Annotated in this window: 20 protein-coding genes and 1 tRNA gene; 4 read left to right on the plus strand and 17 right to left on the minus strand. The window is 43.7% G+C overall.

Annotated elements, in window-relative coordinates; all coding sequences use genetic code 11:
- Positions 1-50 precede the first annotated feature (50 nt).
- Complete coding sequence (locus tag Q4Q46_RS05335) at positions 51-197, plus strand: hypothetical protein (RefSeq protein WP_086014207.1); 147 nt, start codon at positions 51-53, stop codon at positions 195-197.
- A 23-nt stretch (positions 198-220) separates the two neighbouring features.
- Here Q4Q46_RS05335 and Q4Q46_RS05340 read toward each other — a convergent pair whose 3' ends face one another.
- On the minus strand, positions 221-1,171 hold the full coding sequence (locus Q4Q46_RS05340) for a YeiH family protein (protein WP_006084708.1): 951 nt from the start codon (positions 1,169-1,171) through the stop codon (positions 221-223).
- 288 nt (positions 1,172-1,459) lie between these two features.
- Positions 1,460-2,023 carry an aldolase/citrate lyase/malate synthase family protein gene (locus Q4Q46_RS05345; protein ID WP_006084707.1) on the minus strand — a complete coding sequence of 188 codons (564 nt, stop codon included), beginning with the start codon at positions 2,021-2,023 and terminating at the stop codon, positions 1,460-1,462.
- Between the two features lie 252 nt (positions 2,024-2,275).
- On the opposite strand from Q4Q46_RS05345, the gene Q4Q46_RS05350 reads away from it, so the two are divergent.
- Positions 2,276-3,808 carry a DUF3612 domain-containing protein gene (locus Q4Q46_RS05350; protein ID WP_012588922.1) on the plus strand — a complete coding sequence of 511 codons (1,533 nt, stop codon included), beginning with the start codon at positions 2,276-2,278 and terminating at the stop codon, positions 3,806-3,808.
- A gap of 150 nt (positions 3,809-3,958) precedes the next feature.
- Here the strand turns inward: Q4Q46_RS05350 and Q4Q46_RS05355 are convergent, their stop codons facing one another.
- The 11 genes from Q4Q46_RS05355 to Q4Q46_RS05405 form a co-directional block, all read right to left on the minus strand.
- The gene (locus Q4Q46_RS05355) at positions 3,959-5,206 is read right to left on the minus strand and encodes a glutamate-5-semialdehyde dehydrogenase (RefSeq protein ID WP_311905418.1); all 1,248 of its coding nucleotides are present in this window, start codon (positions 5,204-5,206) and stop codon (positions 3,959-3,961) included.
- 48 nt (positions 5,207-5,254) lie between these two features.
- Entirely contained in the window at positions 5,255-6,355 is a 1,101-nt protein-coding gene (gene proB / locus Q4Q46_RS05360) for a glutamate 5-kinase (RefSeq protein ID WP_311905419.1), read from the minus strand.
- Positions 6,356-6,366: 11 nt separating this feature from the next.
- On the minus strand, positions 6,367-7,863 hold the full coding sequence (putP, locus tag Q4Q46_RS05365; protein WP_259510933.1) for a sodium/proline symporter PutP: 1,497 nt from the start codon (positions 7,861-7,863) through the stop codon (positions 6,367-6,369).
- 3 nt (positions 7,864-7,866) lie between these two features.
- Positions 7,867-8,043: a hypothetical protein gene (locus Q4Q46_RS05370; RefSeq protein ID WP_006079436.1), complete on the minus strand. Its 177-nt coding sequence runs from the start codon at positions 8,041-8,043 to the stop codon at positions 7,867-7,869.
- A 163-nt stretch (positions 8,044-8,206) separates the two neighbouring features.
- The gene (locus tag Q4Q46_RS05375; protein ID WP_311905420.1) at positions 8,207-10,279 is read right to left on the minus strand and encodes an FUSC family protein; all 2,073 of its coding nucleotides are present in this window, start codon (positions 10,277-10,279) and stop codon (positions 8,207-8,209) included.
- Positions 10,280-10,284: 5 nt separating this feature from the next.
- Positions 10,285-11,148 carry an efflux RND transporter periplasmic adaptor subunit gene (locus tag Q4Q46_RS05380; protein ID WP_311905421.1) on the minus strand — a complete coding sequence of 288 codons (864 nt, stop codon included), beginning with the start codon at positions 11,146-11,148 and terminating at the stop codon, positions 10,285-10,287.
- A 6-nt stretch (positions 11,149-11,154) separates the two neighbouring features.
- Positions 11,155-11,355, minus strand: coding sequence for a DUF1656 domain-containing protein (locus tag Q4Q46_RS05385; protein WP_006079439.1), 201 nt, complete (start codon positions 11,353-11,355; stop codon positions 11,155-11,157).
- A 352-nt stretch (positions 11,356-11,707) separates the two neighbouring features.
- On the minus strand, positions 11,708-16,189 hold the full coding sequence (locus Q4Q46_RS05390) for an NACHT domain-containing protein (RefSeq protein ID WP_311905422.1): 4,482 nt from the start codon (positions 16,187-16,189) through the stop codon (positions 11,708-11,710).
- 59 nt (positions 16,190-16,248) lie between these two features.
- Positions 16,249-18,015 carry a hypothetical protein gene (locus tag Q4Q46_RS05395; protein WP_311905423.1) on the minus strand — a complete coding sequence of 589 codons (1,767 nt, stop codon included), beginning with the start codon at positions 18,013-18,015 and terminating at the stop codon, positions 16,249-16,251.
- Between the two features lie 28 nt (positions 18,016-18,043).
- A complete protein-coding gene (locus Q4Q46_RS05400) occupies positions 18,044-19,462 on the minus strand; it encodes a UvrD-helicase domain-containing protein (protein ID WP_311905424.1) in 1,419 nt (472 codons plus the stop codon).
- Positions 19,459-21,183, minus strand: coding sequence for an ATP-dependent nuclease (locus Q4Q46_RS05405; RefSeq protein WP_311905425.1), 1,725 nt, complete (start codon positions 21,181-21,183; stop codon positions 19,459-19,461). Before Q4Q46_RS05405 ends, Q4Q46_RS05400 begins: the two co-directional genes overlap by 4 nt.
- Positions 21,184-21,365: 182 nt before the next feature.
- On the opposite strand from Q4Q46_RS05405, the gene Q4Q46_RS05410 reads away from it, so the two are divergent.
- Positions 21,366-22,103: a hypothetical protein gene (locus tag Q4Q46_RS05410; protein WP_311905426.1), complete on the plus strand. Its 738-nt coding sequence runs from the start codon at positions 21,366-21,368 to the stop codon at positions 22,101-22,103.
- Positions 22,104-22,117: 14 nt separating this feature from the next.
- On the opposite strand, the gene Q4Q46_RS05415 is transcribed toward Q4Q46_RS05410, so the two are convergent.
- The 3 genes from Q4Q46_RS05415 to Q4Q46_RS05425 form a co-directional block, all read right to left on the minus strand.
- Positions 22,118-22,192, minus strand: a tRNA-Thr gene (locus tag Q4Q46_RS05415).
- A 208-nt stretch (positions 22,193-22,400) separates the two neighbouring features.
- A complete protein-coding gene (locus tag Q4Q46_RS05420; RefSeq protein ID WP_311905427.1) occupies positions 22,401-23,816 on the minus strand; it encodes a DEAD/DEAH box helicase in 1,416 nt (471 codons plus the stop codon).
- 4 nt (positions 23,817-23,820) lie between these two features.
- On the minus strand, positions 23,821-24,363 hold the full coding sequence (locus tag Q4Q46_RS05425; protein WP_311905428.1) for a VspR family transcription factor: 543 nt from the start codon (positions 24,361-24,363) through the stop codon (positions 23,821-23,823).
- Between the two features lie 131 nt (positions 24,364-24,494).
- On the opposite strand from Q4Q46_RS05425, the gene Q4Q46_RS05430 reads away from it, so the two are divergent.
- Positions 24,495-24,701, plus strand: a complete 207-nt coding sequence (locus Q4Q46_RS05430; RefSeq protein WP_131525628.1) for a helix-turn-helix domain-containing protein — start codon at positions 24,495-24,497, stop codon at positions 24,699-24,701.
- Between the two features lie 109 nt (positions 24,702-24,810).
- On the opposite strand, the gene Q4Q46_RS05435 is transcribed toward Q4Q46_RS05430, so the two are convergent.
- Positions 24,811-24,939 (minus strand): hypothetical protein, encoded by a 129-nt coding sequence (locus tag Q4Q46_RS05435; RefSeq protein WP_311905429.1) that lies wholly within the window; start codon positions 24,937-24,939, stop codon positions 24,811-24,813.
- Positions 24,940-25,061: the final 122 nt, after the last annotated feature.

Genomic DNA, 25,061 nt, shown 5'->3' on the forward strand with positions numbered 1-25,061 from the left:
TTTAGTTCTAAACAATAATGAGCATCCCCTAAGTTTGCAGGAAGATGCAATTGAAAAACTGGCTGATTATCGTGTTTTGCCTGATTGCCTTGGTCGCTTCGACGCAAACCACAGGACTCGTGCGTTCACTTATCGAATTCTCCGCCTTTGTAGGCGTCCTCTGCTGGGCTTGGCGAATGAAGCCGACGGCAGAGTAGACAGGCTTTACGCAAAATCTTAGTTATTGAAAATAAAGAATATACACTAAAGATGTGATACCAATCGCTGCCCACAGCATGACCCCAAGCAACAAAGGTTTGGGGCCACTCGCCCGCATTTTCTGCACTGTAATTCCGGCACCAATCAAAAACAAACACAGGACTAATGCCCGTTTCGACATCATAAACAAGGTGTCATAAACAGCGTTAAACTGCGGTAACCAATGCGCCACAGCAATGGCTAAACAATAAAAACCGATAAAATACGGCAGGTTAAGTTTGCGCTTATCGCCACCAAACAGCATAGCGCTGACCAGTGCGATGGGGATAATCCACAGGGCGCGGGCGAGTTTTATGGTGGTGGCGGTTTTTAAGGCTTCATCGCCATAGGCAGAAGCCGCGCCGACAACCGATGAAGTATCGTGGATGGCGATGGCACTCCACACACCAAAATCGTATTGGCTCATATTGAGTAAGTGACCGAGTGCGGGGAATAAAAACAGCGCGACTGAATTGAGCACAAATACGCAGGCTAAAGCCGTGGCTGTTTGATCGTTACGCGCATTGATGGCCGGAGCCACAGCGGCAATGGCGCTGCCACCACAAATAGCAGTACCAGAAGCAATCAAATGACCCGTAACATGATCAAATTTCAGTGCGCGGGTGAGCACAAACCCTAAGCTGAGGGTGAAAAAGATTGAGCCAACTATCAAGCCGAAGTTGTGGGTGCTCGCCTCTATCGCCGCGTTTAAATTAATTCCAAACCCTAAGCCAATAATCGAATAAGACAGGAGTTTTTTGGTGAGCGCGGCAATATTCCATTGCACAGGTACCCAGCCAAGACTGGCTAAGGTAAAACCTAACACTAGCGCCATGGGCGACGAGATAAAAGGCGCGAGGCATAACAAGCCCGCACAGATGAAAACGATGCGATGAGTCTTATTATCTTGCTGTGATGTCGATGAAGAATTCATAACGCCTTAGGCTCGAGCGATTCGGTTTTATCGTTCCAACCATAGATCTTCACATTAAGCGACGGATACAAAATGGCGATCAATGGGGATTGATCATGGAGACAGATGCAAGGGGGCATTATAGCTGTGAGTATTATCCTCAATAAAATCAATTAAACTTAACTAGTTAATCAGTTTTATTGACTCTTAGAGGATTGTGCAAAGCAGGAGGGTAAATCGAAGAAGATGAACTGTGCTCTGTTCATCTTCTTAGCTGGATTATAAATGGCGAGGTTACAGAGCGTGAAATTATAAATTTACGATACTTTTCAAATTGTAATCGCTGCCATCCTTTGCGGTAAACAACTTATCTTGGGTATCGTTGGCGCTGGACATACCCGCATGTAACAGGCTGAGCCAATGACGCGATGCGGCTGAACGTGACTCTTGTGTTCCGACGACCATGTTTAATGACGTTTCGATTTGGATATCTTCCAGATTGGCAACGTCTCTCGCACCTATCATGCCATTGCGGTCGAAACTGAGTTCAACGTGGCAACCTAGGTCCTGCAACACTATGGCGCAAGGCGCATCTTTAGTGCCGTTAAAGGCCACAAACTGTTTTGGCTGACGTAAACCACTGTGGCTGCCGTCGGCAAAAAAGGCCAACAGGTGTTGATAGTAAACCACATAGCTGCTCACATCTTGGTGTGAACCAGAGTTGAGTGGAAAGAGGCGGTCGAGGAATTGTTTCGCATTGGCGATCTTCTCGTGCTCGGCGACATTCACTTGGGCCACGGCTAGCACTTCTTCTGCGATGAGGCTGTTTAGATTCGGTTGGATCTGGTTGCTCTTGATAATTGACATATTCATCGCTCGTTCCTCTCACTCTTTCAATTTAAAAATTCAGGGTTTTGATTTAACTTTTGGCTTATCAAAGTTTGTTTTCAACTTGGCTTGTCCGCTTTAAGTGCTTGCCCGCTTTAAGGGTTAGTGGTTAAGCATTTCTTGAATGGGCTGACTCCGCTGATTTGCTTGAGTCGTTTCTTGATTGCTTAATTTGTAGTCTAGTCTTTTTTTGACTACAATTTCACAATAAAAATTTTACACTGTGAATTTTACAAAATGCGCAATGACCAGAGCTTGATGAGAAAATCACACTTCCTAGGGACAAAAATACGTAACCTACGGAAACGTAATAACTTAACCATGGAAGATTTGTCGGCACGCTGCATTCGAGTCGACGCCGGAAGTGCGCCCTCTGTGTCATATTTGTCGATGATCGAGCGTGGAAAACGAGTGCCGAGTGCCGGAATGCTGGCTGTGATCGCCGCTGTTTTTCAAAAAGATGCCGACTGGTTCCTCGACGATGTGCCCGAAGAGAGCGCTATTACGCCAGATAAAGGCCGACGTGGTGGCATAAGCGGTATGGCGCTCGAACCCAGCTTTTTGTTTTCCAATGATATTTTGCAAATCGCGATACCAGAAATGCTGTCGCAGACGGGGATCTCAGGTCGGCAGTTTGCCCATTTATTGATCCGCGCCCATCAAGAACACCATCAAAATCATTTCCCCGATCTTGAACGTGCCGCCGAAGAAGTCGGTCTCAAGCGTATGCCCTTATCTCTGGACGATATGATGGATATTGCCAAGGGCATGGGATTAAAAATCAAATGGATAGATAGCACGCCGCAGGAAGTGATCGACGATATGGGCGTGAGTTCACGCCAGTTAGTCACCTCATTTTTCGAGCCGCCGAGCACGATTTATGTGAATAAAATTCTCAAAAATCGTCCTAATAGACTCAAATATGACTTAGCCGTGCACATAGGTCATTGTGTGCTGCACAACAAAGACGGCCTCAAGAGTGTGATGACCTCAGGCCGTAAAGAGGAAGTGGACGAAGAAGCCGGTATGCAGTCCAATACCTTGAACGCGCAGGATATTTTGCATGCGTGGCGTGACTTTGAATCGAGTTTTTTTGCCGGTGCGCTGCTGTGCCCTAAAGTGCCTTATCGCCAATTACTCGACCGCCACGGTTACGAGATTGAAGTACACAAGCAACTGCAAGTATCAGCCTCGGTTGCCATGCGGCGCATGACAGTGGTCTCTCCTTATCCCCATTGGCATTATTTCGACGCTTACGCACCGGGCAAGCTCAAGGCGGTTTATCGCGGTAACGGGATCCCACTGCCTTGGGGCAATATGCGGTTAGTGGAAGATCCCTGCCAGCATTGGGCCGTCTTTAGGATGATCAGCGAGCCAACGGTCGGTACTTCGGCACAGATTTCGATTTTAAACGTCGGCAATGAACCACGCATTTACTGCTGCGAGTCAATTAAAGTCGAAGATTCGGCGGGCAACCCGCATGTGCTCTGTGCCGGTATCGATTTAAATCCGGCGATTGAAGCACAAGGCAAAGATGCTCTCTCAATCGCCCACGATTTGAAAGATGCCTGTGTCGCCAGTGGCGGTTCAGTCACTATTCCAAAACACATTAAAAGTGATCTGGTCAGCGTCGCAAAAATCCTCAATATCAACTGGATAGAGCGTGGAATTAAAAACGACGCCCGCCTTATTTGCTCCCGCGGCGCCGTGTGTCCACGTCAACCGAGTTGCTATCAAGCGGGTAAATCACAGTGTGATGGAGTAGCGTAAAGGATGTCGCGGGAAGTTTTATAAAGGATTTAGTGAATGGTTGCTATTAAGCACTCTTATTTCACTGTTGCCATAAAAAAGCCCCAAAGTATTTTGCTTCAGGGCTTTCGATTTTTGTGTTCACGTATTGGGTCGTTAAGGTGGTAACTATTACGCCCGTACTTGGCCTGTACCTGAGACTAAATACTTCTCAGCGGTCAAGGATTCGAGTCCCATTGGGCCGTAAGCATGTAGCTTAGAGGTCGCGATGCCGATTTCGGCGCCAAGACCGAGTTCGCTGCCGTCGGAGAAGCGTGAAGAAGCATTGACCATCAGCACTGAGGCATCGACTGCACGTTGGAAGCGTGCGGCTGTGACTTCGTTTTCGGTGCAAATCACTTCGGTGTGCTGGCTACCAAAACGGGCAATGTGTTGGATTGCATGGTCGAAGTGATCGACTTGGCGAATGGCGATTTCGAGATCTAAATACTCTTGGCCGAAATCGTCTTCTTCCATATAAGTACAGTTTTCGAAGTAGCCACCGGATTGGGTACAAGCATTGATTTTAACCTTATGCTCGGCCAGCGCTTTGGCCACTTTAGGCAGGAATTGCGAAGCAATTTCTTGGTGCACTAATAGGGCTTCGAGGGCATTACAAACGCCTGTGCGCTGGGTTTTACCGTTAAGCAGTAAGTCCAAAGCAATATCCAGATCGGCATCTTTATCGACGTATAAATGACACACGCCTTTAAAATGCTGGATCACTGGGATTTTACTGTTGTCAGACACAAAGTTAATCAAGCCTTCGCCGCCACGGGGAATGATCACATCGATATAATCTCGTTGCTGCATCAGTTCCAACATCAGTGCACGGTCAGGATCGGGCACCACTGTGATTAACGCCTCGGGCAAGCCGTACTGTTTCAATACGCTTTGCAAAATGGTGGCGATAATTTTACTGGTGTGCAGCGCCTCTTTACCACCGCGCAAAATCACGGCATTGCCGGATTTAAAGCACAGGGCACCCGCATCGGCGGTAACATTCGGACGTGCTTCATAAATCATACAAACCACGCCTAATGGCACGCGCATCTTGCTGATGGATAAGCCGTTAGGTCGTTGACCAATATAGCGTTCGTTGCCAATCGGATCGGGCAAGGCAGCGATGGTTTCAATCCCTACTGCCATGGCTTCTACGCGTTCTGGTGTTAGCGTTAAGCGGTCGAGCATAGCAGGGGCAACGTTATCGGCTGTTGCTCTGTGTAGGTCAATCAAGTTAGCGCTTTGGATTTCGTAGGACTTTTCACGTAATGAACGCGCCATGTCGAGGAGTACAGTATTTTTAAGTTGTTCGTCAACTTGGGCGAGAATAAGAGCCGCTTTAGCAGCTTCTTGAGATAAGTTTTTGATTAAAGTCATATTTACTCCGCTTAGATGTTTACTCGCTCATATTTATTCGGCTGATGCTTATTCGAGAATGGCGATGTTTTTCTCGGAAATGATCGGTCCAGTCTTTTGCTGAAATTCACTGGCAAACTCGCGATCGTCTTGGTCCGTAATAAAGCTAAGTAAACAACTGCTGTAATTGGATTTGGCCTTGGCCAATTTAGTACCATCACCTTTGCGTACTAAAATGGTGTCACCGGCAGAAAAGTCCCCATTGATTGCAACGACATCGTCGCTGGTCAATTGCTCGCTATGGATATCGAGGGAGATATTAAAGTCATTTTCAACAATGACTTCGCCCTGAGCCTGCGAGGTATGTGTCATCCAGTGCAAGTGATCTTGCATTGGCTTTTCATCGGGGGTAAATAAGGTTCCTGGGTTTTGGCCCTTCAACAATTGGTTGAATGAGTCAGCATCAAAACCATTGATAATAAAGGTTTCGATCCCGTGGGAAATTGCCTTTTTGGCGGCTTGTATCTTAGTCCGCATACCACCAGTGCCTACGACACTGCTGGCGCCGCCTGCCATGGCGTAGATTTCGGCATTAATCTCGGTCACCTGCTTGATAAGCTGTGCATCGGGATTTTCATGGGGGTTTTGTGTGTAAAGCCCATTCACATCCGAACAGATAATCAGGGTATCGGCATCGGCCGCTGCGGCTACCATGGCCGAGAGATTATCGTTATCGCCAACTTTGAGCTTGTCGGCGGTCACGGCATCGTTCTCGTTGATGATAGGCAGTAGCCCATGTTCGAGTAGGCTGAAAATCGTATCTTTAATACTGATGTAACGATCTCGGTTGCGTAAATCACCGTGGGTTAACAGTAGCTGTGCGGTCGGGAAATCAAATAACTTGTTCCATGTGGCCATCATATCGGCCTGACCTGCTGCTGCCATGGCTTTCTTCACTGTGACGCTGGGTTTATCAACCTCGCCAAAGTGATGCCATCCTGCGGCGACTGAGCCCGAAGAGACCAAGACAACTTGGATCCCTTGGGCACGACAATAAGTAATAAATTGGGCAATGCCGAGTAAGTAGTGGCTGCTGCAACCTTGTTTGTGGGGTGCAATCAGGGCACTACCTACCTTAACGACAATGCGTTTCCAGGGTAAGTCAGTCATACCTGCGCGCCTCATCTGTCTTCGGCTAAAACACGGCCAGCCTTATGGAATAATTTAGTGGTTTTGGCACAGGGATCAGTATCGAGTAACGAGACTATCCAAATCACCACACTGCTCACGGCAAAGCCGGGGATCATTTCATACACCACTGTGGTTAAGGCTTGTCCATCTGCCAATACCGGGGCATAAATCCAAAACAACACTGTAGCAGCGCCTGACACTATGCCGGCAATCGCGGCTTTGTGGGTTAGGTTCGCTTTATACAAGCTAAACAAAACTAACGGACCAAATGCGGCACCGAACCCTGCCCATGCATTACTCACCAGTGATAGCACACTGCTAGAGCGGTCGAGCGCCAGTAGACTCGCGACAATTGCTACGCCTGCTACGCCAAAGCGTCCCATTTTCACCATGTCTTTCTCGGTAGATTCTTTTTTCGAAATAACGCGATAGATATCTTCCGTGAGTGAGCTTGATGACACTAATAGCTGCGATGAAATGGTGCTCATGATCGCGGCCAGAATGGCGGCCAGTAAGAAGCCACTAATGATCGGATGGAACAACAACTCAGAAAACACGATAAAGATGGTTTCAGGATCGGTCAGCTTCATACCAAATTTATTGGCGTAAGCGATACCGACAAGACCTGTTGCCAGTGCACCCACAATGGTCACTGTCATCCAGCCCATACCTATGTGTCTGGCGGTTTTAATGTCAGCTACTGAACGAATCGCCATAAAACGCACAATAATATGTGGTTGGCCAAAGTAACCGAGTCCCCAAGATAAGCTTGAGATAAGCCCTAACATAGTGACGTTTTGCATCGCATCGGTGAAGTGTGGAATCGACTGATACGCAAAGTTCAACATAGTGTCAGCACTGGTAAATTCTTGATATGCCACGACAGGAACTAAGACTAAGGCGACAAACATAATACAGCCTTGGACAAAGTCAGTGAGGCTCACTGCCAAGAATCCACCTAACAGGGTATAAGAAACCACAACCCCTAAAGTGACGACTAACCCTATGTCGTAGTTCAGGCCAAATGCTGACTCAAACAATTTACCGCCAGCCACTAAACCTGCTGAGGTATACAAGGTAAAGAAGATCACAATGATCACGGCCGAAATAATACGGATACTGCCGTTGGCATTGCCGAAGCGTTTAGCAAAAAACTCCGGGATAGTGAGGGCGTTGTCCGCCACCTCGGTATAAACCCTAAGTTTTGGTGCGACGACCAAGTAATTGATTAGAGCACCAATCAATAGCCCAAGTGCGATGTAAATGGTTTCGAAACCAACCAAAAACATTGCACCGGGAAGACCCATTAGCATCCAGCCACTCATGTCAGATGCACCCGCTGAAAGTGCGGTGACCTGTGGACTTACCTTACGGCCGCCAAGAATATAGCCTGACACATCGCTGGTGGATTTTTTGTAAGCGAATAAGCCAATGGCGAGCATAACGATAAAGTAGATAGCTAAGGAAATGTAAGCGAGGTAATTCATTGGTTATTTTTCTCCTAACGCTTTGTTATTTTGAATAATACTCGGTTTCAAAATGACAAAGAGATAGGTGCTTAATATTGCAAGTAAACACATAAACTGCATTGATTCCTTAGCGTGTAATCGGGTAAAGCTTGCTACTTGCGAGATGAGATTTTCCTCTGGTGGGTTCTCCGTAGACATAATTTCTCCTTGGTTGATAATTGAATTTATATCACCAATATAGTTAGTGATCTAACTATATTAAGGCATTTTATCGGCCAAATATCAAGCTTCTATTGGATTTAAATGGTTTTGGTGGCAGTAAAAGAGTGGCTTTTGGGGCGGAAAATAGTTTGAGAACTGACTATTTTTCTGAGGTGTTTTTCTGCTCGGCGATACTGTGGGCTGTGCGTTCGAAGGTTAAAGTTATGCGTTCAAACATCCCAGTAATCATAGTGAATTGTTCGTGGGGTAACGGACATTGGGCCAGCGCTTCTAATAATGCCTCGCTGCTGATTTTAAACTCTTCTGCGACTTGTCCGTGGGCGCAGGCGATAAATGCCTGACCTAAATTGTGTTGCCAGAGGTTGAGTGCATTTTCTAAGCCTAAGTTTAAGTGCGTATCTGAAATGCCCTGCAACATGCGCCGCATCCGAATCGACACATGGCCCAGATTAAGTGCAGTAAACACCAGATCGGTAAATACCCTCGAACTCTTGCCCGAGCCTTTTTCGTAACTGGCGATCCGCAGCAGTCGATCGCCCATGCGGGCGTTAAACCAAGGCTCAGGATCATCATGCTGCGCGATATGCACCAGATCTTTTTGGATGGATTGCAGCAGACGATATTGCATCAACCGCTGGCTGGGTTCGGTAATCAATTTAAACAACCAATACAGCACAGTAACGCCAACAAAAATCGCTAAGGCATTGCTGACGGTGTTTTCTATCGCAAATGAAATGGTGTTGCTGGGCTGCACTAACACAGCAAACGGCACGCAAATGCCGAGCCCATAGGGCAAGGTCGGTCGATTAGCCAAGGCGAGTAAGCCGATAAAAAACGGCCCAGCGAGCACTAAAACCAGGATTTCGAAATCGCCGCTACTCTGTGCCAGCAAAGGTAAAGCATAAAACACTGTGAGGGGTACCGCGATAGTGATGCCGACAAGAATGCGGCGCAAAATCGTGGTTAACATCGGCAGTGGTTGGCGTGCCATCATGATGGAAAAGACCACGGGCAGCAGGATCATCATGAGGACCGCGCTCGACCCTGTGCCAATCCACAATGAAGCCCCAATGACAAACACCGCCATGCTGCGCAGGCCCGTGGTAACGCCTATTAATGGATCTCGGTGAAACTCCATCGGCGGCGCGTTGAGCTGCACCGCAGAATGACTGGTTAGCACGTTGTAGCTCTTGAGCACCATGATCAGATCGGCGCTTAATTCCATCGCGACTTTGAGTAAGCGCGTCTCTAACGGCGCGCGGTCGCGGTATTGCATCAGATTTTGCTGGAGTTGATACCTCAAGGTGCGCGCCATTTTGTAGCATTCTTGGTAATCACTCGATTGCGCCATCAAGGTAAAACTACTGCGCATATTGGCTAAGGATTTAGCGAGTGGTTCGCTAACAAGATGGGAATGATTGCGTTGCAGCCGGCCAAATATTTGGATTGCCGCCAATAGCGAAAGGGTTTTATTGCAGAGAAAGTTCGCCGCATGGCTCTGCCCGCGTCCTTCGGGGCCTTCATAAATCACCGCACTGGAGTCGTCACTCAGCGCCGATACTGACTCCATAATCGTGTCGATATGTTCATGGCGACTCGCGTGTTTCCCCTGTAAATCGAGCTCTAATGCAAGATATTTAAGTGTATGATTAATGGTGTTTTTAGCATGCAATTGCAGACTATATTTTACCTTAGTCGGCCAAAGTAGCGAGCTGACCAAGACGGCGCAAATCGCCCCGACGACAATCTCGCTGATCCTCAACTGTGCCACATCGAATATTTTTGCACTATCGGCCGTGCTTGGGCTCGCCATCACAATGAGCACTATCAAGCAGGCGGTCATGCCCGCCATAGCAAAGGCATAGACAAAGTTTTGCTGGCGTACCATGGCGGACAACCCAGAATTTAGCCCTATCCAGCAGGCGAGTAATCCTAAGGCGAGTTCGGGATAGGGCGTAAACCAGTTGAGTATGGCAATCCCCGCGAGCGCGCCGACTAAGGTGCCGCCGATTTGGCATAAGCCCTTTTCGATCACGAGCCCGCTTTCAGGGCGGATTTGCAGAAATACCGCCGACACCAGCGCCCAATATGGCCGTTCTAGATTTAAGAACATGGCCACATATAAGGCGAGCGCCATCGAGATCACGCCTTTAATCGCGAAGATGAGGGTTCGTCGGTCTGGAAAGAATAAACTCTTAAGTAACAGCGTCATAATGACTATTTGTCAGTCTGTAGCTGGATGGAAACTGTCATGCCGACGCTCAGCTCTATGTCCTTAGGAATGCTATCTAGCTCAATATCGACCGGAATACGCTGCGACAACCTCACCCAATTAAAGGTTTGGCCGATTTGCGGCAATAACTGTCCATTAGTAGTGACATTAGTATTGGCGATTGCCTTGCCTATGCTGGTCACTTTGCCATGCAAGACATGGCCGCCACTCATCAGGCTGACATCGGCGTTTTGACCTATATGAACCAAGGGGATTTTGGTTTCTTCAAAATAGCCTGTGATATAGAGGGAATCTTGTTTGACCAGCGAAAATACTGAGTTGCCTTTGCTGACATAGTTGCCATTACGCAGGCTTAAATTGATCAGAGTGCCATTTTCGGGAGCGTGAATTTGCGTCCGCGCTAAGTCAATTTTGGCGGTATTTAACTGCGCCTGTGCGAGCTCATAACTGGTTCGTGCCAGTTCGGTATTGATAAAGGCTTCGTCGAAGGTTTCTTTGCTAACTAAGTTGTCATTGGTCAAACCGATACGACGTTTGTACTTATGTTTTGCCAGTTCCCATGCTAATTTTTGGCTTTCCGCTTTGGCATTCAATTCGGCAATCGTGGCCTTGTAGCGGGTATCGTCCACAGTGAACAACACCTCACCCTTATTGACGACTTGATTGTCTTTTACATTCAGTTGGTTCACCCAACCGGACACATCTGGCGCTATGGTAATGATTTCGGCGCGAACTCGGCCGTCGCGAGTCCAAGGAGAATAAAGGTAGTGTGACCATATCCAATGTCCCGCGATACCTGCAACCGCGACCACAATGAGGGTAAGGCTGATACGAAAGATTTTTCCCATGAACAATCAACTCCCAAGCAAGTAAATGACCAACGCCAGATAGCAGATAAACAGCCCAACTTCGAACCAAGCTTCGCGCCACAGCTTGTGATAGAGCCCAGTTTGATAGAGCACCAAGCGAGTGATGCAGGAAAGCAGAAAAGCTAAGGGGATAAAGATAATTAATGGACTAAATAACAAACCATCGAACGCGAGTTCTTTAAGCATTACGCTATTCATCCCGATTACAGTGGCGCAGCGATAACCGCGCTATGTGTTTAAAATGCAAAGTACTCAGTCGAGATTATAGGAAAGTCGCGTGAGAGTTAATGATTTTATGCTATCTGTGATCAATTAGGGCCAGCATTAGCTGGCCCTAAATATAATGAAATCAAAGCAAAAAATCGCTTTTACCTCATAGTAACACGATACTGCCACACGTTGAATCTGGAGGATTTCTGTAAAGCCTTTAATAACAAGGCGTGTGTGTATTTTCCAGAAAAATGAGTTTTGAATGTCATTTTTCCTAAAAATGTAGATATCAACATACCATTTTCCAGAGTGTTTATCATTAATCGAATCAGCGTTTAGTATCTTTATTCCACTCAACTTGCTTCCAACAACCGTTCTCTTTCCAAACTACTCCTTCGGCTCTTCGTCCGCAAAAATTATTATTGCTTCCATTAGGGTAAGCATTCCGTTCAGCAATCATCAGCCAAACTGGCTCAACTCCAAATTCTTCAGAATAATAGTTGAGAGCGCCTTCATCAATAATGACAGAAGTTTGTTCCTCGAAAGAACTAGTCGCTTGCACAACTATATTGCCAAGGTTATCTAACCATTGATGAGGGTTACTTTTAGACATAGAAATTTGAAGCTCATCAGCAAACCACTTTTGTGGCATATATAGGGAAAAACCATTAGGCAGAGATTTATCAAGGTGGCTCTCCCATAGGTAGTTAACTACAGGGATTGCAAATTCACATCCATCATCAAATGAGCGTTCTGTATATTTTTCAGATGACCAAGTCTCACGCCAATAAGCTTCACGTAAGTAAGGTCCATCAGTGAATTCTACAGGTCGGTAAGAGTAGCCATTTATGGACTGCTCTGACTCAATGAATTCTGAGAATTCTTTTACTTTTCCTTGCTTTATAAATATGCAGTAGAAGAATCTGAATTCTTCGCATCGCAACCCATGTTCACCAGAACAAGGCTCATCATACTTTTGTTTATCTAGGTTGAACTCATATAAAACCAGCCAGCTTTTACCTTCCTTATCTAACTTGACGAGCTTTTTCTCCATAAACAGAGTTGGATCTTCGTCAAAAGGCCACTGCTTCAACTGTTCTTCATTTACTTTTGAGAGTTTTATATTAGGCTCTGTCATCCAGTTATTAGAGTGAGTATTAGAAATTGTGGGTTGGTTCTCGCTTGGTAAAATTGTAGGTTCAATATTACGCCGAAAGTTCTGGTGGCTATAACGATAGATAGATGGTTTTTCTGGCCAATCTTGAAGATACCAGAAGTTATCAGACAAACGAGCTTGCAATTCATCCAGAGCAATACGTTGATATTTTTTGCCAATTCGTTCTAAGTTATTTTCATGTCTAGAATTACTCGAGCCATGTCCATCATTAGGAAACAGTTTAGAGCTCCAACCAAGTTCATATGCCCTCTTCGTGACCCAGAGTCGACACTGCTGTACATCAACTTTGTCAAATTCTTCATGGTTGTCATCACCAAAATACTCGTACTTTAACCTTGCTTGCTCCCCTTTGTTTAATAAGCTCTCTAAACGACAGAGGGTGTTATGTTTTTCGTCTTCAAACTTATTTTCTTCTTGTGAAATTTCAGCTTCGTTTTTATCTCTGATAGACGGCCAATAAGTTATCAGGTTAGCTGCTCTGGATGCTTTTTCGAACTCTTCTAGTGCTAGAACACGCTCGCTATAGGGGGTAATCACATCTTGAATAAAACGGTACTTAAGCTCTTTTTTTGATATTGGTACAGGCACATTAAGTGCTGTAGTTAAAAAGCTATCGACGCGATCTGGAATGCTATACTTCCCATAATCCCCGTACTCACTAGATGAGGAATAGAAGATTTCTTTCCCTCCGCACGCTTCAGCAAGGGCCTCGATTTTTTCCTCATTTAGGTCAAATTTAGGTACATCAGTTATAAATGGTATGTAGCAATTCTCTAAAATAATTTCATCCCATAGCACACCCTTTGCTGCGGCCAGTTCAATAATCCCCAATGAGTAGTCTCTGGTAAGCAAAGCTACAGGTGGCTTTTTCTCTGCAAAAATTTTTTTATAAGTGCTTTTTGAGAAGGCACTTAATCGTTCATTGCTCTGATCTATACAACACGTACCAAATGCAGCTGCATACAGCCGCTCAATAACATACGGATCGTTACAGTCATGTATTTTATCAAGTACAAAGTCATATGTTCCCAAATTTGATAGAAATAGTTTAGTTAATGCCTTTGTAGCTCGGTCTCGCAAAGTCATGTGTGACGATGACAACAACCACACCAATACAATAGATGCCAGCTCCATGTGCTTAACATCAGCAGTTTGCACAGATACTGATAATGCCCACGAAACTACTCGATCAATTTGGCTAAACTCTTCTCTTGAAGCCCAATTTATCCAGCGAGTCCAGTGATGATCTCTTTCTGGCATTGAGTACTGCACTAGATAAGCATGTAAATACAAAGCATTAAATGGATGCTCAATTGTCATTGAAACTTCCAGTAGAAGCCCCAGTGGTTCAACGTAATTATCGTCCAGCTTGTTAAATAGATCCCTTGTTGAATCTGAAAAAGCATCAGGGCTTCTCCATTTAAAACTCTCTTCAAACCCTTCTTGGAGTAGTTGTTCTTCTTGCCAGTGATGCTGCCAATTTGGCAATGTAGTAGCAAACTCGAGTTTTAATCTCTCTGGGTAGACTGTAGATAACGCGCTAACCAATCCAGCATATTCGTATCTAATACCATGCTCTAAGTTGCCACGGTCAAACAAAAAGTTAAGTGGACCATCATTATTGAAGGCTTTATTGGCTTGATCTTTAGTTAACTTTTCAACCAAAGCCGTTGCCATAAGGTGATCTTGAAATCTTTGAAACGCAAAGCGTATCAATTCAGGCTGGGTATTAAAGGGGTCTATTTCTTCTGAGTAAGGGGGGGGATCACGTCGAAACAAGCTTGCTTCTATCAGCACGTCCATCCATGTTTTGCCTTCTGGTGGAGTTCTCCCTTTAAAGCTTTTCTCTGCAAGTGTAGCAGCCTGTTCAAAGTCAACATAATCACATCCATCTGCAGCCATTTGATAAGCAATAAACCGAACACATTGCTTAATAGACGTTGAAGTTTCATTTGAACTCGGTATTGCATTTCCCATCCGCCAGCTTAGCGCATCTATGTAAAGAACCATTATTTTGGAGATACCTGCTAGGCCACGTGGGAACTCTTTTTCACCTTTCGCAAGCAAAGCTTCACTGGTACTTTTTAAAAAAAGAGGGTTACTAAACTCTGGCGACAGCCACGGTGTATTTGGTCGAGCTATTCCTTTGGTATCAAGGTATCTAATCGCCGCGAGCTCCAGTTCTTCAGATGTCGAAAATCCATCTATTCTAAATTTTGGTAACGTTGTCTTTAGAGATTCAGGGAGTGAGTATGGTAAATACTCTTCTCGGCATGAGAATACCGCTGCCAAATATGGATATTTTTTAATTTCATTAATAAACTCGGCTAGGTGCTGTCTCCAATATTGTGAACCTACACCTTCGTTAATTGCATCAAATAGTAGTAGAGTTCGTTCACTTATTCGCTCTCCTGCAGCGTTAAGCTGTCCAAGCACATCGTCAGCCGACCTTCCTTCTATCCCTAATATCGCTGCGAGTTGCGGCCAGAATACTGAATTTGAAAAGCTCTGACCTAGAACTAACACTGTTGGTAAGCCGTCTTTCACTCGCTGTTCCGCTATCTGTCCAAAAATATGAGATTTTCCAGCACCGGCTGGTCCATGAATCACGGCACATTGTTGTGCTTCAGCTTTAAGATTCGGATGGCGGAAAATGCCAATCAAGACGTTGCAAGCGGAAAAAACCTCACGGATGTTTCCTATAGTAGTTTCAAGTTTCTGACGATCGCTCTTATTCATTTCCTTTTGATCAATCGAACGATATAGGTTTCCAAGTGAAGAAGTACATGTAAGAAGAGAATTCAATGTCCTGACTATAGAGTTCGTCTCCCACTGTTGGCCAAAGCCACACTTAAATGTGCCATTAAGCTTTACCAGTTCACGCCATGATTTAGCTGCTTGCAACGTTAGCTCTGATTCTTGTGTAATTGATGAGAACACAATATTCGGAATGTTTGTTTTTTTGAGTTTATTAAAACCAAGTATTAACTGGTCAGTAATGCGAGGACCACGAGTAATAGTATCGAATAAGGCTTCAATCGTTACTTCAACGTGGTCATCAGGATTGTAACGATCGTCTAGTGTATGTTTAGCAATATCGACTTGATTTTGAAACCAAACATCGTTTAAAACAACTTGACCAAACCAATACTTGACCAAAGCAGCATTTTGTACTCTGAGTAACATGTCTATCAGATCGGTTTCTGACCAAAGTTTAAAACTAATTTCAATAGAACTTTCCGCTGCCCAGCCTTTCCATTTTTGCACTCGATCGTTCCATTTTTCCCATTGAGACTTTCCTTTTGTCCCTTTATCTGGAGTAAGATTTTTTGGTAATGCGAAAATATATTCTTGCAGTTCTGGATGTACTTTTAATGCTTGCTTTACAGATTCATCCATTTGCTGCCATTGGGCAGTATCTAGTGAAAGAAAAAACTTTGCCTGGTAACCTATTTTTTTCCCGTTATCGAGGAGCCATATTGCTTCGACTCCACCATCTCCGCCACAACCATCATTGGATTGATACTCTACCCCACCTTTTGGGCATTCACGTCTGGCGAGTACACAAACGAGATCTTCAAAAGACTCTCTTGGACCTTTGTTAAAGGCATTGATGGTAGAAAAATCGATCAAAGTTTTTGTTCCTATGGTTCAGTAGGGATGATCTCTAGTAGAGAGCTGATTTCCCTTGTTTACTGATTACGAAGCAGTAATTGTTGTAATTCATTGGCGATGAGGTCTATCGAAGCAATTACACCGTCCATCACAAAATCAAGTGCCTTTCCATATCCTATACTGAGGTTGGCGGTATCAAAACCAAGTTTTTGCAAGGTAGTTATACACTTCTCCATCGCATCGTGTGCATCTGCTATTCGAAGATCATTATTTAAAAATAGCGGTGCTAATTTAGCGTTTGACGCGTTCCAACCTTCGCTTTCTTGTTCGGAAGCGAAGTCATGAGCTGATTCAAGTTGGCTGTTTAAAGGTTCAAGTATGTTTAACAGAGATTGAATGAGCTTTAGGCTGCCAAGATCTTTTACTTTAGATTTAGGGCAGCCAGCTTTAACAAGGAGAGACTTAAGGTATCCATTTGGGATTTTCTGTAATAGTTCGTGCATGCTTTTACAGCGAGATAAAAACATTTGTTGAGTCATATCTAACGGTGCTACCTGGGCTAAACGGTTTAGCATTGGATATTTTAGCCATCCGTTTGCCTCAACTTCTCTACGACTAAATCCTGTTAATTCTTCTGCTGAATGAATCAATCCTATCGAATCTCCAAGTTGTGATAGGCCATCACCTAAATCTAGTAATGAATCCAGTAATCGTTGCACTTTGTTAGCGATATGTTCTTCATTAAAGTCAACGTGCTTTAAATCAGTAGGAGCAATTACATACGCGTGTGCATGAACAATTTCACGGTCTGGTTTAGGCTTATATAGTTCCCTCATTGGAATTCTTATTAGATTTCTGCCTACCCGTTGGCATTCAGTGAAGCTCCATTGTCCTTGATAAGAAGGGCTACAATCCCACTTTGCCCATACTTTTAAAGGAGTGGTATCGTAAAAGGTACTTTGTTCGTACTTTTCTAGAAATCGATCATCAAGATAAACAGGGTTATGTTGTACCAATGAGTTTGCTAGAGCATGAGTCATCGGTTGTTTTTCATCTGGCCAAACTAGGCCATCAGCATTTTGCTCTGCGCACAGTTCCGGCATTAACGCTTCTACTGATGCCCAAAGTTGTAAAAGAAGTCCATCGTTATGTTCGCTTATGTCCAGTTCATACCATTTTATACCTTCAGTTGGCTTGAGAACTATGTGTGATTCTCCATTCATTATTGCGCGAAGTTGATGAGTGTCATTTAGTTGTTTTTTATAATAAAAAACTCGAACTCCTCGAGCTCCTCGTAACCACAAATAGCGCCTTAGATATTCATTCGACATTCGCCAACATACGTTTTTTTTCAGTGAGTAGTAGTATTGAGTGGAAATTTCACCATCTGCCACATCAAATTCAGGCAGACCTAAGTCATCGTAAACTAAGCGTTGTTCATCATTGCCAACACAGCGTGGTGATAACCCAAGAGCCATCCAAACTTTTTCAGACAGACAGTATGAATAAAATGAGCTACTGCCCCACGCCGCAACAATGTAATCGTGACCTGATATTGAAGGAGTGAAATCTCTTATGCTGCCAACTTCTCCGTCGCATGGAACTGAATACTCAACAACACCGTGTCCTGCTTCCGTTAGAGTTTTTAACTGTTGATTATCAGTTACAACGGCCATTTGTAGATAAAGGTGCTCAGCATTTGGACCGTATTGATCGGTTTCTTGCATGGCGGCAACTTCTACTCTGATATTTGCAGATAATCCAACAGGAGTTAATAGTTCACGAAGCTTTGGAGGGAGTAACTCTTCAGGTACAGGAAATGCAGCGAGGTAATCAAATTTCATTTTATAAGCCTATTACTCATTTTTTACCTTATGGAATATAAACATCACGAGAAAATATTGTGATAGTTTTAGCTCCACGCGAGAGCGCCACATATAAATTATTTGCGTTCATTCCTGGAGCTTGCGCATCAAGAATCATGCAATGATCAGCTTCAAGGCCTTTGAGCAAAAGGGTTGAACCAATAGCTCTACTAGGTATTCGTTGATCTCCTTGCTGACGTAAGCGCTCTCTTACTGCTGACGCAGCTTCAAAGATACTTATTGTTGGAGAAGTTATTGAAAGAGATAAAGAGTCTTTTAAAGCGTTGTATGCGCCTTTACGGTAAACACAAGTACCAGGTTTTAACTCTAGATGCTGCAGTGCTGCTAAGATGTTTGAGCGAGAACTATCAATAACGACGTTGCAAAGTGCTTGCTCACTATTTGTTGCAGGAGTCCTATTTCGACCATTGAGAATACTGTCTACTCTTTGCGATGTGGTTGCCATTTCGACATTAGTCATCATAGTACTAGCAACTTGCAAAATAGAGTCTGAAAGAGCTACCCCTGTATTGTCATCAAATTGGCTTGCGGCACCAGTCACGCTTGCAAGTTGAACTGGCTCAACGACTTCAATTCGCGAATTACCTTGAGCATAACCATGCCTTGAACGTTCATCCATTGAGCTACCAATTACTAATAGAGAATCAGCTGGGTAGTGATTTAAAATAGAGTGTTGTGCATTATGTTGATTAGTTATGTCCGTTCGGACTACGTCTGTCAGTGGGTGCAATATTACATGAGCGGGACATGTTCTAAGGTCAACTCTTGCCCCTTGTTTTAGCGCCTCCCTTGTTTCAAGTAACCACCGTCCAAGCAATGGTGCTCCAGCATTGTTCCAACGCCATGGTGTATTTAATTCACCTATAAGTGGAAATTGCTGCAGAACTCCGCCGCCCCAATCAGGCATTGGACCTCCGAAGTTAAAAATACATTGCATAGGGTCGCCAAAAATAACTGTCGGGAGAACTTCTGAAAGTGAAGCAATTAGATTGTGTTGGTTAACGTCACAGTCTTGATATTCGTCAACAAGCAGCCGTGAATATGATGCTTGTATTATGTCACTAATACAGCCCATATTTAGCAATCTTAAAACAGCCTGCCTGATTTCTGGATAGAAAAAACGAGGTTTTTCCGGTGAAGAATGAACAGGACAGGTTATAGGAAAGCTATTCGCTATATGAAGGGCCCATCCATCAATGGTGGTAACAACATAGTGCGATGTCGGCACAGATAGCTTTCGAAGTTTTTTCTTTAGTGCAGAAACTCCTGCAGTGGTGTGTGTTAGCACCAATATAGGCTTGGTATTTTTCACGGATAATGTCTCCGTGATTAAATGGGTTTTTCCACAGCCAGCTGGAGCGACTATTGCACCTCGCTCGGTATCAAGAACTGCTTCTACTTTCATACATCAAGCGCCCATTGAAAAAGGCCATTTACAGGTGTTGTGAGAGCTTCAGTAAATTGTAGGTAATGAGGACAAATAATAAAACGCGCAATATTCTCAGCAGGTTCGATATCTTTATACCAACCTTTTTTATTTGCTGCCTTAGCGAGTACAATCCTATGTTCGTCTCTAAAACTGTCTCGACATAGTTCTAAAGTGAATCTGTTTTGTGAGTGAGCTTGAATGTGAGAGCGAACAGCATCTTCTCCTTTCCGTTCTATCGCTAAACTTAATAGAGCAGGTATAACTACTGCTGGGCATGCTAAAAAAATAGCATCTTCTGTGGCATTGTTATTACCCCACTCAAATATTGAAATCCCTAGAGCTTGGACTTCGCTTTGAGGAGCTACGTGTTGCACTGCCAAATCCGAGTCTTTAAATATTGAAGTTGGGTAGCCGAGTGATGCAAAAACTTTCGCTCTTGCGAACATACTTTCCCCACCACCATCCGCATAATGCACTCCATTTTCAACAATACTTCTATTGTTTGTATTTTGATTGAATAGTTCTATCCCTTTTACTAAACCAATTTCAGTCTTTCCTTCGCAAACGATTACAGCTTTACTTAAAAATGCCTCTGCGCAAACGCGAAGTGTAGCTTGTTGAGTAGGCTCACCTTCGAGGCTATAAATTTTGTGGAGTATATTATCGGGAGCAAATGCCTGCTCAGGAATAGAAGGTTTCCGAACAACATGCAACTGGTTAGCCTGTAATTCACGCAAGACGTACGGAGAATGAGTTGTAATAAAAACTTGCTGAGTTGGTTCCGTATCTTTAGAACCTAGCTCGTTAAGCAATCTAGTAATACGATATGGTTCAAGACCATATTCAGCTTCATCTACAATCAGAATACTAGAACAACTGGCAGCCTTTTGTAGACCGCTAATGAGAAGGCGTGAAGATCCAGTTCCTAATTGTCTTAGAGGTGTCCCATCACTATTGTGAAGGCTTATGGCACCATTGGACATGGATATTCCATTTACATCAAGAAGAGCACTAAGTTGCCCAACTGATACGCCAAGTCGATTGGCAATTTGCTGGACTTGAGTTAAAACCTCTGTGACCCCCTGTACTTGTTGTGCCGCAAAGGCTTCACGAGTTTGCCGTCCCAATTGAGCAAGAACTGAAGATACGTCTAACGTCTCTTCAGAAAGCTTGTTTAACACCGACCGATTTCCCCATGCAAGGTTTTGATGTGAGGTAGTGCCAAGTCGAACGGGCGACAATAGTTCTCTGTGCTTCCAAGGCAATCGACGTTCTAGACCATCAGCATCAGCACGATCAGAATATAATCGCCAATCAGGCGCTAAATTCGCATCTACATATAACATTATGGTAAGAACTGTTTCAGTTCCAACTGAGGGTTCGTCGGATATTTCCTTAGTTGTAGGATTGAATCCCCTAAAAAAAGAACCATAACGTTCAAAATTTTTTAACTCATCGTGAAGCTTACCAATGGTTACCGCGATAATTAATGGCGATGTTGTGTCTAGTTGATAGAAGTCGGCATCGTTGAATGAGTAAGAGCGTCTTGCACCTAGGGCCAAATCAATGGCATCTAAAATTGTCGACTTACCAGAATCCCCTGGTCCGATTAGGCAGTTAAGTCCAGGCTTTGGATTCCAAGATAGATTTTTAATTGATCTAAAGTTTTGTATCTCAATGTGACGTATAACCGACATGTCAAATCCCTTTGCTAGCAAGCATAAAATATTCGTTAAGATAGCACCTTAAGTTGGATGTCGGTATGCTTTGAGTCATATTTCAGTATCTATGTCGGAGAGTAACCATTACAACATTAATTGCTTGGATTGCTTGTGATGGAGCAAAGCAAACTGCGGTGTATTTGGCTAGTGATAGTCGCTTGAGTTGGGCTAAATTAGGATACTGGGATTTAGGCCGTAAAATTTTTCCGTCTGAAAAGTATGGCGATATTCTTGGTTTTTGCGGCGATGCGCTATTCTGTTCTCAGCAATTGAGCCAGATTATTACATACATTGACTCTTGCAGCTCTTTTGAGGAAATTACAGAACCAAATGAGCGTTCCGATCTGATTTTTGAATTAATTCAAAGTTCATTTGGACCCTATCCTAAAAGATTTGCTCTTAAAAGTTTCAGCATTGTGTATTTAACAAGGCGGAAAAAATATGATTTTTGTGCTTTTAATATCAAATGGTCATTAGCAAAAGGCTGGTCAAAAAGCGAGCTTTCAGTGGGGCATTCTTCATCGTTAATTGTATGGGATGGTACAGGCGGTAAGGGATACAAATCGCTACATGAAAATGAAGTACAACACTCAGATTTCGGAACAAATTCTCGGGGGTACTTTTATGCATTGCATCGTTTTATCAAAACCAATCAAGATCCTGCAACAGGTGGTCCACCGCAGCTTGCTTGTATTTATAATGTTGGATCAGCTGTTAAGTTAGGAACGATTTTTGATGAGGAAAGGTATATTTATGGCTTAAAAATACCAAATGGAGCTCATTTGAATAATGTTCGCTGGGTAAATGAGACATTGGAAAGTTGTGATGCTAACCAATTAAAAAGGCTTTATAACGCACAGCCACAACCTGTACCAAGAAAGCTCTCTGGTAAATAGCCTAAAAAAGCTACTTACCAGAGTAGGATTCGCACCTACGACCTCCCGCATTACGAAGCGGGCGCTCTAACTAACTGAGCTATCCGGGGACCATTACTGTAACCTAGACAACTTTTTATATGGTTATTCTATCCTTGTCAAAGGCTTATTAGTGAAATTTACTTTTCAGCTCTAAATTATTTCAGAATTAATCAGTGTGCTCTAGGTTTGCTAATTACTGATGAGCGTACATTTAGATAGTTCTAAAACACAAATTTTCAATATTTCGGTGACACCGTGACTTTAATATGTGTGGTTTTAGAATGGTGAGTTAAAAGTTGAGACAACTTTTTCTCTAAAACCACCTAAAAGCTCAAATGATAATGATGTTGGTGTACCTAAAAAATCCTGCGCTGAAAGCTCTACATAATACGATCGTGTCTGTTTATCGATAGACAGCCTGTCAATATTGAGAATATTGCTGTCAGTAGGTGGCTTCGTTTTCACTGTCACATCATGGTTTTCGAGTTGATCCTGCTTGAGCTTAATTTCTATTGGCTCGTTAAATAACACCGGTATGTCAGGTATTTCTTCTGCTATACGATTGGCAAATTCGACAAGTTTTTGCTCTGCAAAGGTGTATAGCCAAGCTTGCTGGTTAGCCGAATTATTTGTGCGTAAAATACGACCTAAAACCTGCCTAAAGTAAAGCTCGGTTTTAACTCTACTAAGGTGACAGCAGACCTGTAGACGAGGGATGTCAGTCCCCTCACTTATCATTCCTACACTGACGATCCAGTTAGTCGTACTATTTCTAAATTCATTTATCTTAAGTGAGGGGTCCTCTTCTTTGTAGGTAACTATCTGAGCTGTTTCACTAAACTCTGTTTTTAGCATATTAAAGATATATGCGGCGTGCGATATTGATGAAGCGACGATGAGTCCTGCAGCATTAGGATTGGACTGTTTTATCATTCCAAGTTTGTCCGTTGCTAGCGCTAAAGTATGTCGAATTGCTTCATGATTTTTGATGATCGACTGGTACGAAATCGATGAGCATTTAAATAAGTCATCTAAGCAACCGTATGTCTTTGTTTCGTTTTCTTCGTCAGTAACTAAAATTTTGTCATTATCAATAAGTACAATTTGGGGGCTACGACATACACCGTCGGCAACAGCTTCCTTCAGGCCATACACATAGTCACATTGAATTTGATTATCAGGGTCGGTATACCGAGATAAAACAATAGGTGCTTGGTCTGAACGCCAAGGCGTACCAGTTAATGCTAGCGTGTACTGCGCTTGATCTTGTATGTTGAGTAGAATCTCTTCCCCCCATGCGTTCGCATCTTCTAGAGAGCTCCCTGCGCAATGATGAATTTCATCAAAGATCACGAGCACTCGATTTCTTTTTAGCAGTTGCCAAAAGTCTTCTTTAAAGGCCAACATCCCTTGGTAAGTATAAGAGCAACCAACTGAACCTATCACACCATCAAACCGGCAGTTTAGACGACTTGAAAAGGTCTGTTTCATCCCTTGAGAAATATTCACTGACGGGGAAAAGCACAGTACAAAGTCGATTAAATCATCCTCAAATAGTTTCGCAGTAACTTCGGCTGCCATAATCGATTTTCCAGCCCCTGGTGTTGCTAAGCAAAGAAAGTGTCTATGTGCACAGTGAAAGTGTCTTAGAGCGCGTTTGACACACTCTGATTGCCATTGTCTAAGTTGCATTCGGTTACTTTTGCTGATGGGTGATAGCAGATTTAATCGCTTTGATTTGGCCAAGTAGTTTTGAGCTTGTTTCGCGAGCCTGCAAGTACTGGGATTCGAGGTGTGCTTTCATATCGGGAAAGGATTGATATAAGCGCATATACTCTTCGGACTCGCCGATGCTCGTAAATAAATCAATTTCGGATTGCTTGAGCCGCTCTTCTAATTGATGAATAGCATTACTTTTTTGCGTGTTTCTTGTTGGCGATTCTGTAATGGATGTAGATGCCTCTGATTTTTGCAGAATAAAATTTGTTTGAGAGAATTTTGCAGTCTTTTGGTAAGTTGTTTCCTTCGTCTGTTCATTCACATTTTTATCTAAGATACCCTTCTGCACGAGCCTGTGGACCTGACGATAAATGAAATTGTACGCATCACTAAGATTAGGAGCGCTAGTTGAAGCAGTGAGATAGGCGTCTCTCAGGCCCATTATTTGAAAATGGTTGAAGCTCTCGTCCTGGAGAATGTTATGCAATGTCGTGCATATTTTGATTGAAGCTTTAGGCATGACGTTCTCGCAGCAGGCTGTTTAGTGATTGCTCTAAGCGTTAGAAGAGCATTGTAAATGTATTGCGGATTATAATCCGTGGCTTTGTAGGCCGCAACTTTGGATAGTCTTTCTCTTTAACGAGATGAAAAATGAAAGACTTAGCGATCCAATTTGGGGCGAAACTGCGTGCAGAGCGTAAACGGCTTGGTATATCTCAAGATAAAATGGCGCTATTGGCCGAGATTGACCGCAGTTATGTGGGACGAATAGAGCGTGGCGAGGTAAACATCACGCTCGAAAAGGCTTATCAGTTGGCCGAAGTATTAGGGTGTGATATCAGAGTACTCTTGCCATAAGGGAAGCGCTAATTGATCTCAAATAGCATTTCTAGCGAGGTTTTTTGATTCTGCTCAGTTTACCCTTTGCAGTGTCCGCGAACTTCCGAGTTAGCACTCTAGGTTTATATTAGTCACCTTTTTTGTGCTTGTGTGGTTTTAGGTCGGAGTGTTCTTTCTTTTTTCCCTCGGTAACTCTTTGCCTTTTATCCGGCGTACCATCCTCGTTTGTTCTTTTAGGCCCTAGTTTGATTTGCATAGTTAACTCCTTGTAATTTAAAATTGTGCAAAATTTATTCGCCAATCTAAGTTAACAGTATGCATTTAACTGTCAAAGTCTTTAGGTGTTTGGTCATTACGATCGATCACAGAAAGTGACAG

Origin of the sequence: Shewanella vaxholmensis (genome assembly GCF_031932135.1) — a bacterium.
GTDB lineage: Bacteria > Pseudomonadota > Gammaproteobacteria > Enterobacterales > Shewanellaceae > Shewanella > Shewanella hafniensis.